The organism is Bifidobacterium gallicum DSM 20093 = LMG 11596, from assembly GCF_000741205.1.
Classification (GTDB): Bacteria; Actinomycetota; Actinomycetes; order Actinomycetales; family Bifidobacteriaceae; genus Bifidobacterium; species Bifidobacterium gallicum.
This window is the reverse complement of record NZ_JGYW01000004.1, coordinates 95,516-111,643: the sequence shown is the minus strand read 5'-3', so window position 1 is coordinate 111,643 and position 16,128 is coordinate 95,516. Positions and strand designations below refer to the sequence as shown.

Annotated in this window: 10 protein-coding genes; 1 reads left to right on the top strand and 9 read right to left on the bottom strand. The window is 59.1% G+C overall.

Features of this window, described 5'->3' with window-relative positions:
• Positions 1-194: 194 nt before the first annotated feature.
• Entirely contained in the window at positions 195-2,030 is a 1,836-nt protein-coding gene (locus BGLCM_RS03355) for an AMP-dependent synthetase/ligase (RefSeq protein ID WP_044084761.1), read from the top strand.
• Positions 2,031-2,217: 187 nt separating this feature from the next.
• Here the strand turns inward: BGLCM_RS03355 and araA are convergent, their stop codons facing one another.
• The 9 genes from araA to argS form a co-directional block, all read right to left on the bottom strand.
• The gene (gene araA / locus BGLCM_RS03350; RefSeq protein ID WP_044084760.1) at positions 2,218-3,741 is read right to left on the bottom strand and encodes an L-arabinose isomerase; all 1,524 of its coding nucleotides are present in this window, start codon (positions 3,739-3,741) and stop codon (positions 2,218-2,220) included.
• A 226-nt stretch (positions 3,742-3,967) separates the two neighbouring features.
• The gene (locus BGLCM_RS03345) at positions 3,968-4,660 is read right to left on the bottom strand and encodes an L-ribulose-5-phosphate 4-epimerase (RefSeq protein WP_006295755.1); all 693 of its coding nucleotides are present in this window, start codon (positions 4,658-4,660) and stop codon (positions 3,968-3,970) included.
• Positions 4,661-4,749: 89 nt separating this feature from the next.
• Positions 4,750-6,465, bottom strand: coding sequence for a xylulokinase (locus BGLCM_RS03340; RefSeq protein WP_148401487.1), 1,716 nt, complete (start codon positions 6,463-6,465; stop codon positions 4,750-4,752).
• A gap of 251 nt (positions 6,466-6,716) precedes the next feature.
• Positions 6,717-7,799 carry a LacI family DNA-binding transcriptional regulator gene (locus tag BGLCM_RS03335; RefSeq protein WP_006295757.1) on the bottom strand — a complete coding sequence of 361 codons (1,083 nt, stop codon included), beginning with the start codon at positions 7,797-7,799 and terminating at the stop codon, positions 6,717-6,719.
• A gap of 27 nt (positions 7,800-7,826) precedes the next feature.
• Positions 7,827-9,323 carry a Maf family protein gene (locus BGLCM_RS03330; protein WP_044084756.1) on the bottom strand — a complete coding sequence of 499 codons (1,497 nt, stop codon included), beginning with the start codon at positions 9,321-9,323 and terminating at the stop codon, positions 7,827-7,829.
• Between the two features lie 645 nt (positions 9,324-9,968).
• Positions 9,969-11,009 carry a homoserine kinase gene (gene thrB, locus BGLCM_RS03320; protein WP_148401486.1) on the bottom strand — a complete coding sequence of 347 codons (1,041 nt, stop codon included), beginning with the start codon at positions 11,007-11,009 and terminating at the stop codon, positions 9,969-9,971.
• 40 nt (positions 11,010-11,049) lie between these two features.
• Positions 11,050-12,396 carry a homoserine dehydrogenase gene (locus BGLCM_RS03315; RefSeq protein ID WP_006295761.1) on the bottom strand — a complete coding sequence of 449 codons (1,347 nt, stop codon included), beginning with the start codon at positions 12,394-12,396 and terminating at the stop codon, positions 11,050-11,052.
• Between the two features lie 207 nt (positions 12,397-12,603).
• Positions 12,604-14,043, bottom strand: coding sequence for a diaminopimelate decarboxylase family protein (locus tag BGLCM_RS03310; protein ID WP_006295764.1), 1,440 nt, complete (start codon positions 14,041-14,043; stop codon positions 12,604-12,606).
• Between the two features lie 157 nt (positions 14,044-14,200).
• Entirely contained in the window at positions 14,201-15,976 is a 1,776-nt protein-coding gene (gene argS, locus BGLCM_RS03305; RefSeq protein ID WP_044084754.1) for an arginine--tRNA ligase, read from the bottom strand.
• Positions 15,977-16,128: the final 152 nt, after the last annotated feature.

The window sequence follows — 16,128 nt, the reverse complement described above, 5'->3', positions numbered from 1 at the left end:
AAGGGCTTACGAAGAGGGGGCGACGAGGCAATGCAAACGTTGGCGCGCGAACGGTTTTGTGCAATCACACAAGGGTCAAACGCCATATGTTGGGTGTTCGCACAATGCACATGCACGCGTATTCCTTCTACGCTGCACAAGGGGTAATTCCATCGCCACATGTGACACCGATCGAGCGAGAAGAGAGATACGGCATGCTGACCGAATACACCGCACCTGGTCCGAGCAAACTGGTTGACGACCACGAAAACAAATACACGTTCCTGACCGACCGCTTGGCCAAGTCGGGCCCGGACGAGGTCATCGCCGAAAACAAAGAGGCAGATGGCACGTGGAGCACAATTACGACGGGCGAGTTCAACGACCGTGTGCGCGCGATCGCCAAAGGCCTGATCGCGTTCGGCATCAAGAAGGGTGATGCTGTCACGATTTTCTCGTCAACACGCATCGAATGGGGTTTGCTTGATTTCGCATTGGCCGCTGTGGGCGCTGTGCTCGTACCGATTTACGACACTGATTCTGCGGCGCAGGCCAAACATATTTTGAACGATTCGGCGTCTCGCCTGGCCATTGCCGACAATCGCGAGCGCTTCGACCGTTTGGATTCGGTGTTTGACGCATGCGCGAATCTTGAGCGCATCCTGATGATTGACGCTCATGCGTTGGAAACGCTTGAAGGCTTAGGTCTCATGGTGTCCGATGAAGAGCTGGACGAGCGTATCAGTTCGGTTACGGCTGATGATTTGGCGACGATCGTGTACACGTCGGGTTCCACGGGCGCGCCCAAGGGTGTGGAGCTGACGCATCGCAATGTAATGGCGAGCACGCGTTCGGCGGCGATGAGCGTACCGGAAACGATTGAAAACCATGCGCGTCTGCTGCTGTTCCTGCCGTTGGCCCATTGCTTTGCGCAATTCGTCCAGTATTTTGTGATCAGTTCCGAGGATGGCGTGGTGGGTTATTTGCCCAATATCAAGACGCTTCCGGCTGATATGCAAACGTTTAAACCAACGTTCATCCTAGGTGTGCCACGCGTGTTCGAGAAAGTGTACAATGCGGCTTCACGCAAGGCTGGTACCGGTTTCAAGGGGCGCATTTTCCAAGCCGCCACCGAATTCGCGGGTGAATGGTCGCATACGGTCAACGGTGGTACTGACGTGCCGGAACCGGCTCATGACCCAACGAAGCAGCAGCGCCGCAAGCATGCGCTGTATGAGCATCTTGTCTATCGCACAATCCGTTCAGCGTTTGGCCCGAACATCAAGTATCTGGCCGCCGGTGGCGCGCCGATGGATCCGGCGTTGTGCCATTTCTTCAACGGCATTGGCATCACGATGATCCAAGGCTACGGCATGTCGGAAACGGCCGCGCCGTTCGCGTTCACGCGCCCCAACGATAACCGCATCGGTTCGGTCGGGCGTCCCGGTCCGGGGTTGAGCGTGCGTATCAGCGACACGGGTGAACTTGAAATCAAGGGTGAAACCGTGTCCCGCGCCTACCACAATCTGCCCGACAAGACCGAGGAAACATTCACCGACGACGGTTGGCTGCGCACGGGCGATTTGGCTTCGCTCGACGATGAAGGCAACCTGTCGATCACGGGCCGCGCCAAAGACATCATCATCACGGCCGGTGGTAAGAACGTCTCCCCGTTGCCAATGGAGCAGACGATTGCCAAATGCCCGATTGTGGAGCATGCCGTGGTGGTTGGTGACAACAAGCCGTTCATTGGCGCATTGATGACGCTGGACAAGGAAGGTTTGGAACAGTGGCTGCCCACGATTGGCCAGCCTGCCGATTTGAGCATCGAGCAAGCCGCTGCGCTGCCTGAGGTGGCGCAAGAGATCCAGCACTATGTGGACAAGGCGAATGCCGAAGTCAGCCGCGCCGAATCCGTGCGCAAGTTCATTGTGATCACACAGAACTTCTCGCAAGACAACGGTTGCCTGACGCCGAGCATGAAAATGGTCCGTCCCGCCGTGAACCGCGTGTTCGCTGATGAGATCAATCGACGTATTTATACGCGCTGATTGTGGGCGTTCAAAGGTTGCAGGCAATCATGATTGCCAACACATAGCGCCGAACACGTAATAATTCGGGGTAGTTCCCTGTGCCTGGAAAGGCCGGGGAACCGCCCCGAATGCGTTATGTACGGCTGGATGGCTGAATGGCGTTCATGCATAATCACCAGTCAGCCACGCGCTTCAGCTGACCATATCAGTGCCGGTTATCCAAACGGTGCACAATGTCTTGCAATTGCAGTTCGCGTTCGAAGGCGCGCGGCGTTGTGTCGGCGTCAATCTGCGCCAATTCCACGCCGGCGATGCGTGCGAAATCTTCCCATGCTTCACGCCCCACCGACGTCGTCATGCACGTATGGTGCGAACCACCGGCCATTAGCCAGCATTCAGCCGACACATCCAACGACGGTTCAGGCTTCCACAACGCGCGGGCGCATGGCAATTGCTCGAGCGAGCCCAACGGCTCCACCACATCGACCACGTTGAGCAGCAGCCGGAACCGTTCGCGCATATCGGCCATTGACACGACCACCGCGTTCTTCTTCGGCTTGACCGTGAACACCAACCGCACGGGATCAGCCTTGCCACCGATGCCAAGCGGATGGATCTCAAGCTTCGGCTTGTCAATCGTGCCCAACGATGGCGACACTTCAAGCATGTGCGCGCCCATAATCATCTCGTTGCCCGGCGTCAAGTTGTAGGAATAGTCCTCCATCAGCGAGGCGCCACCCTCCAAGCCATAGCCCATGACAGCGCCGATGCGCACGAGCACAGCCGTCTTCCAGTCGCCTTCGGCGGAGAACCCGAAACCGTATTCACTCGGGAAACGCTGCGGGCCCACACCCGGCAGCTGCGGCAACGAGCCCAAGTCCTCAAAGTTGTCGACGCCGGCCGTGCAACCGTTGGCACGCATCATATTGACCATAGCCGCTTCCTCACGAGCGGCGATGCGCAACGACTCATAGTCCTTGGACGGATCAAGCAAATTCGGCGCCACATCATACTTGGCTTGGTAATCGGCAATCAGCTCGTCAACCTGCGTTTCCGGCACAGCCTCATAAGCGGCCACGAGTTCGTTGACCGACCATGTGTTGATTGAGGCGCCAAACACGCGCTCAGCTTCAGTCTTGTCACCCTCGGTCACAGCCACGTTGCGCATGTTGTCACCCCAGCGCATGACCTTCATATGCGTGCTTGCATCCCAGCCGGCGCAAGCGCGCGCCCATACGCCAATCTTGCGTGCCACTTGAGGATCCGTGTAATGCCCGACCACAATTTTGCGCGCAATACCAAGGCGCGAGACGATATACCCGTATTCACGGTCACCATGCGCGGCCTGGTTGAGATTCATGAAATCCATGTCAATTGTCTCCCATGGAATCTCAAGATGATGCTGCGTATTGAGCTGCAACAACGGTTTCTTCAGCAGTTCAAGCCCGCGGATCCACATTTTGGCCGGCGAGAACGTATGCATCCAGGTAATCACGCCGATACAACGCTCGTTCGCGCTCGCGTCGATCATGAATTGGCGTACGCCGTCCGACGATTTGAGCGTGGGTTTCAACACGAGCGTCACAGGAATCAGACCCGACGCGTTGAGCGCGTCCACAATCTGCGTGGACTGTTCGGCCACCTGTCGCAGCGCTTCCTCGCCATAGAGGTCCTGCGAGCCGACGCCGAACCAGATTTCCTTGCCTTCAAACGGATTGTCCATTGCCATGATGATGTCCTTTGCAATGCCGACGGTCCTCACTGACCGTCGGCAACAGTTGCGATTGTTCAATAGTTGTGGGGTGGTTATGGATGTTGCAGTCGTTGCGGTTGTGGCGCCCGTTACGCTACTTTGCGTAACCGAGGGCGTCAGACCCGTCGCCACCGTCACTCGTGGTTGCTTGCAGCCACGCCGTTTCAGTACCGTCCATACGTTTCAGCACTGTCCGTACGGTTCAGTGCTGCCCGTAAACGTTCTGGTAGCGGTCATTGAGCTTGTCAATATCGTCCTGGCCAATCTCAATGATTTCGCCGAGCTGTTTGGCCGCCCACATCGTGCGCGCCACTTCCTCAGTCATGGCCGCGGCTTTGACGGCCGACTCGGCATCCTTGCCGATCGTGAATGGCCCGTGGTTTTGCATGAGCACCGCCGGAGACTTCGGATATTGTTTGAGCGTTTCCACGACGCCCTCGCCAATGGCTTCCGATCCGATCAGGCGGAACGGTCCCACGGGCACAGGTCCGCCGAATTCGTCACCCATCATCGTCAGTCCGCAGGGAATGTTCTGGCCTGTGGCCGCCCATGCTGTGGCGTAGGTGGAATGCGTGTGCACCACGCCATACACGTCGGGCATGTGGCGGTAAATATAGGCATGTGAAGCCGTGTCTGAACTCGGGGCCTCGCTGCCGTCCACCACATTGCCATCGAGGTCGCACACGACCATACTCGACGGCGTCAGATATTCGTAGCGCAGTCCACTTGGTTTGATGACCATGAGATCGGCCGTGCGCAGTCGCTGCGACACGTTACCTGCCGTCCACACCACGAGGTTCCACTTGATCAGCTGGTCGTGCAACGCTGCCACGATCTGCCTGACTTGCTTGACTTCAGCCCTGACTTGCGGGCCGTAGTCGGCCAACGTTGTCATGCTTCCTCCTTTCGTCCAACAGTTTCGTTGGGATATGTGCAGTTGTATTACTGTGGCCGCAACCATCAGCAATCAACATTCCAAATGCCTCACACGGCGTCCAAAGGGACGGTCTCGACGGCCGCGCGTTCCACGGGCAGTGCCGCGAGGAACCGGCTGAAGAACCGTTCAAAACCGGCCACCGCGTAAGAATCGGGCTCAAGTGTGGTGCCGCTGGTCGAGCAGAACACGCGTGCGTCCAGGAAGTCGGCCAGCGACTCGTCGTCGTGCGAAAGGTAGTCGGCGAGCACAGCCATACCCCACGCGCCACCGCGGGCGGCCGTGTCCATGACAGTGATTGCAGTGTTGAACGCGGCGGCCAGAATGCTTTGCGCAACCTTGGGCGTGGCGAAAATGCCGCCGTGGGCCACAAGCGAGTCCACACGCACGCCTTCGTCCTTGGTCATGATGTCCATGCCGATCTTGACGGGTGAGAATGCGCTGCACAATTGCGCGCGCATCATATTGCCGAGCGTCATGCGCGCCTCAGGCGAGCGCACAAACAATGGACGGCCCTGCTCAAGTCCGACGAGGAATTCGCCTGAACGGAACGGGAAATTCAGCAGTCCCCCACAGTCCAAATCCACATCGTCAGCCACCGCTGCTTGGAACAACAGTGCGAACAAATCGGCCTTCGGCATCGACATTCCGGCGGCTTGCGCAAACTCGCCAAACAACGTAACCCAAGCGTTCAAATCGCTCGTGAAGTTGTTGGCGTGGCTCATGCCGGCCAAGTCACCCGAGGGTGTGGCAACGATGTCAATTTCGGGCCGCAGCTCACGCAACGGATGCTCGAGCACGACGGTCGCGAAAATCGACGTGCCAGCCGAAACATTGCCCGTACGCTTGCGCACGGAATTTGTGGCCACCATGCCCGTGCCTGCGTCGCCTTCGGGAGGGGCCATTGCGATGCCGGACTCAAGATGGCCGGACGGATCGAGCAGTGCGGCGCCCTGCTTGGTCAGCTGACCCGCGAACTGGCCTGCAACAAGCGGTTCGGGAAGGATGTCCGTGAGCGTCCAATCGCGGCGTTTCATCTCGGGTAGCGCGTTGAACAGGTCAACGTAGCGCTCGTCATAGCCATGCGTAACGGGGTCGATCGGGAACATGCCGGAAGCATCGCCGATGCCGAGCACGCGCCGGCCCGTGAGTTTCCAGTGCACGTAACCAGCCAACGTGGTCAGATACGCAATATCGGCCAGATGGGCCTCATCGTCAAGCAACGCCTGATACAGATGTGCCACTGACCAGCGTTCGGGAATGTTGAAGCTGAACAATGCCGACAGCCGTTCGTGGGCCTCATGCGTATTCGTGTTTTGCCAGGTTCTGAACGGGGTGAGCATCTCGCCTGCGCCGTTGAAGGCGAGATACCCGTGCATCATGGCCGAAATGCCGATGGCGCCAATGCGCGTCAGCGTTACGCCATAGTGTTCAGTGACGTTGGCGGCTAGTTGCGCATACGCGTGCTGCAAACCTTGCCAAATTTCTTGTTCATCATAGGACCATAATGGCTGGCCTGACGTGGAATCCAGGTGGCTGACCCAAGCGAAATCGCCGGTTGCCAACGTTGTCTGATGCTCGTCGATCAGCACGGCCTTGATTGTGGTGGAACCGAATTCCACACCCAAACTCGTGCGTCCGGCAAGAATGGACTCCGCGGCCTCGTCAGTTCGGGACGTATCAGGTCGGGGCGTATCAGTGCGGGCCGTATCGGCTCGACCCGCGGATGCCGTGCCGACAATGCGATCAGTGATGTGCTGCTCCATGGCGTTCACGCTCCCTTGCGTTCGCAGATGGTGCTTTGCTGTTGTTATGCGGTATGTTAGCGCTAACATTTGTTGGTTCCATCATACATGGAATGTGCGGAAGGGATGTCCGAGCGAAACTGGATACCACATCTGGCAACACTTGGACCCGCGTGTCGTATGCGTGAAGGGGGTACGCGTACCGAGCGAGCGAAAGAGCGAGGGCGTCTGATGATCCAGTCAGACGAGTGAACGGAATAGATGATTACTGTTCACAAGCGCGAGGCGGCGCGCGCAAGGCTTTGGCGACGCATGACGCGGGCTGGCACAAGGCCAATGCCATGCGTGGAAATCGAGAACGCAGCCTCCGGGCCTTCTCCCAGCAAAAACAGCACCTCACGCATGGCTTGGGCGCCCAGTTCATCAAAGTTCGGCCGTACCGTGGTCAGAGGCGGCGTCAGATTATCCATGGCCGGCATGTCGTCGAAGCCCACCACGCTGACCTCTTGCGGCACGCGCACGCCATGCTCATGCAGCGCGCGCAGCACGCCAACGGCCATCGCGTCATTCGCGCATACCACACAGGTGGGAGGCTTGGCTCCAATGCGGCCAATGTTTTCGAGCACATGGTTCATGCGCTGGTAAGCTTCACCCGCATCCCATGTTGCACATTGCACCGTAACCGAACTCATCGGCGAGCTTGCGCATGCCTTGTTCCAGGCAAGCAAGCGCGTGTAGGCGTCGCGCCATTCACGCGGACCTGCAAAATAGAGCACATTGCGGTGGCCATAATCCAAAACCTGCTGATGCAGTTCAGTCATTGCGCCATATTGGTCAATACCCACGCAAGAGGTGCGCGAGCGCACGTCACGTGAGAGCAAGCGCATGGCTTCAGGGATGCTCATGGCGCCATGTGAAGATGTGATGACCACACGTGGTTGGGTGATTGGCGCGCGAAACGCGGCCTCAAACATCGCATCTGTTGGCGTCAGCAAGATGACGGCATCAGCGTTCTGTTCCTGGAATTTAGCGCATAATGCGTTGAATTCCTGTTGCGAACAGCGCACGTCATGCATCAGCATCACGTCCATATACAAGCCGTGCGTGCGTGCAATCGCCTCGATCGCGGCGATCGCTGTCACCGGACCATAAAACCGGTGGCCTCCGGCGATCAATCCAATCGTGCGTGAGCGGTGCGAGGCCAACGCGCGTGCGGAATTGCTGGGCCGGTATCCAAGCGTATCAATGGCCTGCTGCACGCGACGGCGCGTATCAGGCGACACGTCGGAGGAATGGTTGATCACACGCGAAACCGTCTGATGGCTGACGCCGGCAAGTTTGGCCACGTCAAACATCGAAGGCCTGCGTGTTTGACGCGCCATTTATGCCACCTCGGCAGCCAACTGTTGCAAACGCTGCTTGAATGCCGGCCAATCAGTCTTGAACGCCGTCAACAGCTTGCGGTCGGCCACCTGGTCAATCGGCACCCACTGCATCTCGGTGCTCTCATTGTCATTAGCATGGGGCTCAACATGGTGGCCGGGCTTTTCAAACGCGAATACCGTGGTGTATGCCCAGCTGCCATGGTCTTCCGCATAGGTACCGAGCACTTCAATGTCTTGTGGATTGATGGCGGCTTCTTCGTAAGCTTCGCGCAATGCGCCTTCAATCGGATCTTCACCGTCGGCTATCGCGCCGCCCGGAATACCCCAAGTGCCGCCTTCGGCACTCCATGCCGAACGGTGCTGCATCACAATGTCTGTGGCTTCGCCTTGCTCGTTGCGGCGTGCCAACAGCACGCCTGCGGCGCCGTTGAGTCCCCAATGGCGACGGCCGCATGCGCAGTCAATCCAGCCGTCCCCTGGTTGATGCACGTATTCAACAGGTGACTTGGCATGCTCGGGCTCAGCTTTGATTTCACCTTGCTCCATGCGTGTGCGATCCATCTGCCCCACATTCCACAAATCGGTCCAGTCAATGCCGAGTTCCTGCGTCAAGGTGCGCACCAATGGCAAGCTGACGCCGATAATGCCTGAAGGGGCGCCTTCAATCGATTCAATGAATGCGCCGCCAAAACCGTCGAGCGTAAAGGAACCAGCAACCTCCAATGGTTCACCTGTGGCAATGTAGGCGTCCGCGTCATGCTCACTGAACTTCGCGAAATGCACGAGCGCTTTACTGGCGCCCTTGGCGACGCGGCCCGTGGCAAAGTCAATCAGGCAGTGGCCAGTCCAGAGTTCACCCGTTTTACCACTCATGGCCATGATGCGCTCTTTGGCTGTCTTGGCATCATGCGGCTTGCCATATGCCTTGCCATCGAGCAGGAACATCGAATCACAGCCCAGAATCAATGGTCCATGCTGGACTTTGCCCAATCCTTGGCGGTCATGCTCCTGCTGAGCCAGATCCGAACTGGTGACTGGAATCTGGATGCCCGAAAAATCACGCGTCATGGCCGCGGAAACAGCATCACGGTGTTGGCCGGCCTCGGCAGACACTGGTTCGACTTCCAAACTCGGGAAGGCCTGCTGCTCTTGAGCATGCGCCTTGGTGTCGCGATTATCCAACGTTTCCGGCTGCGCATTGCTATGTACGGCGTCCAGCGGGCGGCCCACTACGGCCTGCCCACGTGCCTGCTGTGCCGTTTTGGCGGTCTGCACATACGATTCATACACGACCTGCGCTTTGGCTTGAGCCAGCAGCATCACGCGGCGGTCAATGCCCATCTCGTCAACCGTAATGTTATCTTTGGCGGCGGCCCGCTCCACTACTGCGTCCTCATCCACATGGGATACACGGATTGTCGGGCAAATACCCGCGTCAAACAACACATTGCGGCGAGCAGGAGACTGCGAAGCCAAAATCACAGGAATCGTCATACTCCCCCACTCTACCTGCGCAACCCTACGCACCACTATCGCGCTGAGCTGCAACACACCATGGCCAAGTTGGCGATGGCTAATGGATGACTGGACGCCAGTACCATCAGGCCTTCGGCAAGTCCTGCCGAGCCTCGTGCTCCTGCAACGACTCCATCCTTTTGGTAAACGCCGCATACACGCACGACTGCAGCACCCAAGCGACAACACGGTCATACAACGTGTTAAACCACTTCGCGGGATACCGGTTGATCGTGTATTTGAATACCCAGCTGCGAACATGGTCGATTACCACACATGCAATAAAAGGAAATTAGGATAAACAGGAATATCAGTTCCCCATATTGATCCGCAGGGAATTCGAACCAATTGCCGTTAGGCAACAACCCATGCACTACTCCCCACATCACAAACATTACAGCGCACAATATGGCATGCTTGCGCTGCGTTTCCTAAACAGTGTTCACGCGAGCCATCTTTTGTGCCGTAATACTGCCCGCTGTAGCAGCATCTGCCCGGCCTTCATTATTCCTCTGGGATGAACCGGCTATTTTCGCATGCCTCATAGAACAATACCCCTTCTCATAGCCCCTGCTACTCGAACACGGTAGCAGCAGCCGTGAGAAGGGGCATCGCGCCAGCCACTCAGTCCACGTGCACGCCGGTGGTGTTGATAGGCAAATGTAGGACTCGCCATATACCCGAGTCCAGATGCTCGCGGGCAGCGGCATCAATGGCTTGGGACACGTCGTCCATGCTGGAACCCGCGCAATCATGCAGCACCAGCACGCACGGGCCAGCGCCCGACACGCAGGCCGCGTAGCCGACTTGACGCATCGTGGCAATCAATGCCGCCGACGGTTCCATCAGCGTCAAACGATACGGCTGATGCAGCGCGTCTTGCGTGGCATCGAACAGCAGTTTGTTCGCCTGTGCCCCACCGGCCATGGCCGCAGGCATCAACGCCACATGCGAAACATTCGCAATCGCGTCGCTGAACGGCACTTCAGTGGGCAACACCTGCCGCGCCGCACTCGTCGACAGTTCGAAGTTCGGAATGAACACGCACGCGAGCATCGTGGGCGCCACAGGATAGCTGATTGTGCGGAAACCAGCGGCATCCACACTCCAGGACGCTGTCATCGAGCCATACACGGCCGGTGCCACATTATCGGGGTGACCTTCGAGCTCAGCCGCCACAGCGAACACCCAATCGCGATCGAGATCACCCTGCTCCGTGCGCTTGCCGGCAAACGCAGCGGCCGCGCTCACACCAGCCGCAATGGCTTCAGCCGACGATCCCATGCCACGTGCCTGCGGAATGCGGTTGACGCACTGCAAGCGCACGCCAGGCCGGCCGAGTCCCAATCGTTCGCAAGCCGTCAGAAACGACTTCACGACCAGATGCGAGGCATCTCGCGGCAACGTCTGCGCGCCTTCACCCTCGATGTCCACCTGCACATCCGCGCCGGTCAACGTGAAATCGAGATCATCGAAGTACTCGAGGCCCAATCCCAACGTATCGAATCCCGATCCGAGATTCGCGCTCGTCGCCGGCACGCGCACATGCACATGCTCGCACACCGGTTCTTTCGTCGCGCTCACCGCGCCGGCCACGTCCTTCACAGCCGCCACGTCCGTCACAGCCGCCGCACTCTCCTGCGTTGTCTCACTCTGCACCATCATCCAACCCGTCCGGTACTCAGTCCAGTACTCATTCCAGCACTCAGTCCAGCACGCGCAGCACGCTCGGCTCGCCGTCCACGCAATCCAGTGTGCACACGTCAGCGATTGTCTCGCGCAGCGTGAGCTCGTCAGTCGGATGCGTCACGATGCGGAACTGCTGGATTTCGCCGTCATATCCCGGCTGCTTGTCGGTAGGCTTGAGATCCTGGTTCACACCGTTGATTGACACGCCATGATCGGCGAACTTCTGCGCCACCTGGGCCAACGTGCCCGGCGTATCGTGAATACGGAAGTTCACGGCGAACGCGGCCTTCGACGCCGACAGCGGCGCCTTGGGCAGATCATTGTACATCGGAATCGACGGTCCCGTCGTGCCGGCTGCGATATGGCGAGCCACCGTCACGATGTCGCCAACCACTGCCGAAGCCGTAGGAGCGCCGCCCGCACCGCGGCCGTAGAACATCAGGTCGTCGGCGTACTCGGCCTTGAGGAACACGGCGTTGAACGAGCCGTGCACGCTCGCCAGCGGGTGATCCTGCTTGATCAGCGCCGGATACACGCGCGCCGACACGCCGGCTTGAGAATTCTCGACGACGGCCAACAGCTTGACGACGTGTCCTTCAGCGGTCGCAGCCGCAATGTCGTCGGCCGTGATCTTCGTGATGCCTTCCACACTCACGTCATCAATCGTGATGTTCGTATGGAATCCAAGTGTGGCCATGATGGCCGCCTTGTTGGCCGCATCGTAGCCTTCAACATCGCCTGTCGGGTCGGCTTCGGCGTATCCAAGTTCCTGCGCTTTTTTGAGCACGTCGTCGAACTCGAGACCCTTCGTGGTCATTTCGTCCAGAATGTAGTTCGTCGTGCCGTTGACGATGCCGAGCATGCTCTTGACCTGGTCGCCAACGAGCGACTCACGCAGCGGGCGCACAATCGGAATCGCGCCGCCCACAGCCGCTTCAAAATAGATATCGGCATCGTTCTCTTCGGCCAACGCGTAGAGTTCCGGGCCGTACTTGGCCAGCAGCGCCTTGTTCGCCGTGACGACCGACGAACCGTTTTCCAAGGCTTGACGCACGAAAGTGCGTGCCACGCCCGTGCCGCCGATCAGCTCGACCACAATGTCGGCTCCGTCAACCACGCTGGCCGTGTCGCTCGTCAGCAGCGCCTTGTCAATCCAAGGAAAATCCACTTCTTCGGGATCAAGACAGGCCACGCCGCTCAGTTCAATCGGTCGTCCGATGCGCTGGGCCAGATCGTCTTTCTGCTCAACAAGCAGACGCGCCGTCTGGGAGCCAACGGTTCCGGCTCCGAGCAGACCAACGCGGATCGGCGTCGTCTCGTTCGCTGCAGTCTGGGTTGCGTTCGTGCTGGACACTGGGTTCATTCCTTTCCTCAAGGCTTTGACTCGCGCCCATTCTACGGGGTTATCGGTAAATGAGGGGGTGGGTTTCCCGCCTGTCAAGAATTGTGGGTTTGCTCGCCATAGGAAGCGGGTGCAGAAATAAAAAATATGTATTCCCGCCAACCAAACGCGCCGCACCCCACCACAGTGGCGGGACGCGGCGCGTAATCAAGCGAATTACCACGAACCTCAAGAAACATCAAGGTCCAGCAAGTCCTCGAGTGTCTGGCGACGCATCATCACATGCGCACCTTCACTCGACACCCCCACCACGGCGGGAATCAGCTGCTGGTTGTAGTTGCTGGCCATCGTGCGGCCGTACGCACCTGTGACGGGCACGGCGAGCACGTCACCGCGCGTGATGTCGTCGGGCAGGAACACGTTGTTAACCACAATGTCGCCCGACTCGCAATGGATGCCGACCACGCGGCTCAAGCGCGGCGCGGCGGTCGACTCGCGGTTGGCGAGCACGGCCGTATAGTCGGCGCCATACAGGGCCGGACGGATGTTGTCGCTCATGCCGCCGTCCACCGACACATACGTGCGTTCGGCAGGGTCGACCGAAAGCTCGACGGTCTTGACCGTGCCCACGCGGTAGAGCGTGACGCCCGCAGGAGCCACAATCCAGCGGCCCGGCTCGAACGAAATCGTGGGAGCCGGCATGCCAAGCGCGCGATTGACGGCCGACACGGACGCGGCGAGACGCGACAACTCGCGGTCCACGTCCATCAGGTCCTCACCGTCCGTATAAGCGACCGAATAACCGCCGCCCAAATCAACTTCGGGCATCAAATAACCAGCCACAGCATGGAACGTCTTACGCAGCAGCATCATGCGACGAGCGGCCTGGATGAACGCTTCCGCATCGTGGATGTTCGATCCAATATGTGAATGTACACCCACGAGCTCCAGCCAGTCGGCATGCTCAGCGATGCCCTGCAGCGCGGCAATCGCAGGACCTTGGGCGATGATGTTGAGCGCCTCAAGCAACTCGGGAGAATCGCCCATGTGGCCGCCGATGCGCTCCACTACCGAATCCACCACCTGCAGGTCGGCGTTGACGGGCAGCAATGCCACGCCGAACTTCTGGTCTTCATGCGCCGTGCTGACGAACTCGTGGCCGCCCGCGTGGATGCCCGAGGTGACGCGCAGCATCACGCGGGCGCGCTTGCCGAGCCGCTGGGCGATGGCGGCGATGCGGGCCGCCTCATTGGGCTCGTCGATGACGATTTTGTTAAACCCTTCGCGGATGGCCAGCTCAATCTCAGCATCGGACTTGTTGTTGCCGTGCAGCACGAGACGGCGGCCTGGCACGCCCGCAGCCAACGCAATCGTCATTTCCCCAAGCGAGCAGGTGTCCACAAACATGCCCTGCTGCACCACGATGCGCACAATTTCCTTGCACAGGAACGCTTTGCCAGCAAAGCTCACATGCGTCGTCGTGTTGTGGAAGGCGTTGGCGGCGGCCTCAACGAACGCGCGGGCGCGATCGCGTACCTCATCGGTGTCGATCACATACAGCGGGGAACCAAACTCGTCAAGCAGCTGGGTCGCCGTAATGCCATGGAAGGCCACTTGGCCGTCAGCGGTGCGTTCGGTGGCCGAAGGCCAGATAGGGGTCAATGCCATGGATGCTCCTTGTGCTGGTGAACAGTGCTGCAAGCGGCGCGCGGCGTGCGAATCGTCCCTTGCGTGCGGGACGGTGCGCCAATTGCGGCCAATGTCCCTGAGCGTACACGGGCCGCCTCGTGGGCGGCCCGAATAGTTCGTATGTTGCGCGAAATGCTCACATCTTGTCCGGAGCGGACACGCCAAGCAGATCAAGACCGTTGACGATCACTTGCTGCACGGCGTCGTTGAGCTTGAGTCGCGCTGCGGCGCGGGCCGGCTCGGGATTCTTGGCGATGCGCAGAGCTTCAGCGGCCTGAGTGTCCAGGTGCTGTTCGGGATCGGTTAATCCCATCGGCACCACGCGTTCCACGTTGTACCACTTGTGGTATGCGGCCGCGAGGTCTTCAAGATAATGGGCCACGCGATGCGGGGCACGCTTGTCACCGGCTTCAGCGAGTACACCCGGCCATTGGGCGAGCGCGGCGATCACTTCACCGTCGGCTTCGGTGTCAAGCAACGCGAGGTCGGCGCCGTCGGTCGTGATGCCGGCCTCAGCCGCATTGCGGTCCACGTTGCACGAGCGCGCATGCGCGTACTGCACGTAGTACACGGGGTTTTCGTTGGAATGGCTGGCCAACAGGTCAAGGTCAATGTCGACTGGCGAGTTGTAGTCGGTGCGGGCCAGTGAATAGCGCGAGGCGTCCACGCCGATCGCGTCCACGAGGTCGTCGATCGTGACGATGTTGCCGGCGCGCTTCGACATGCGCACGGGCTTGCCGTCTTTCATCACGTTGACGAGCTGGCCAATCAGGATTTGCATGTGTTGGCCCGGTTCGTCACCGTAGGCTGCGCACATGGCCATCATGCGGCCGATGTAACCGTGGTGGTCGGCGCCTAGCATGTAGATGGCCACGTCGGCCGAGCCTTCCTCACGGTGGCGCTTGTTGCGGTAGTAAGCCACGTCGGCTGCGAAGTAGGCGTAGTTGCCGTCCGACTTGATGATCACGCGGTCCTTGTCGTCACCATGCTTGGTCGATGCGAACCAGGTGGCGCCGTCTTTTTCAAAGATGTCGCCGCGAGCGCGCAAATCGGCGATGGCTTTGTCGACTTCGCCGTCTTCGTAGAGGCTGTTCTCGTGGAACCATACGTCGAAGTTCACGCGGAAGTTCTTCATGGACTGTTGGATTTCATCGAACATCATCGGCACGGCACGCTTGCGGAACTCTTCACGCTGCTCGGAATCACCTTCGCCCAGCGGCTCGCCGTGCTCATCGGTGCCGCCGTCTACACGCGGCAGGTTCAGGATATCGACGCCGTCGGCGTTGGCTTCGGCGATTACGCGACGTGCAATTTCGTCGATGTAGGCACCTTTGTAGCCGTCCACGGGTGTGGTTTCTTCGTGTGCGGCGGCTACGAGCGACTTGGCGAAGCGGTTGATTTGCTCACCGTGGTCGTTGAAATAGTATTCGCGGATGACTTTGGCGCCGTTGGCTTCGAGCACGCGGGCCATGGAATCGCCGACAGCTGCCCAACGTGTGCCACCAATGTGGATGGGGCCGGTGGGGTTTGCGGACACGAATTCGAGGTTCAGTGTTTTGCCGCCCAGATGCGTGTTCTTGCCGAATGCGGAGCCTTGTGCCAGCACTTGGTCAACCACGGCTGCAGCCGAAGCTGAATCTAGTGTGATGTTGATGAAGCCAGGGCCGGCGACTTCCACCGAGGCGATACCGGGCACATCCTGTAGTTTCTCCACGAATTGTTCGGCCAGGTCACGCGGCTTCATGCCGGCCTTTTTGGCCAGTTGCATGGCGGCGTTCGACGCCCAATCACCATGGGCACGATCCTTGGGGCGCATAACGGAGAATTTTTCAACAGGGGGTAGTTCAACATCGGCAGGAACAAGGGCCTTAGCCGTGTCATACATCAATTGCGACAGCTCTTCAGGACTCATTCCATCAAGTCTACCGCCCAAGCAGACAGAACAGCCGAGTACCGTCTCCGCCTTGCCCTGATTGTGCTTTGACCTTGCCTCGATGCGCGGCAACGCGATGGCGAAATGATCCGCGAACATGGCAAAAAACGCCGAGACAACAACCGTTCTGA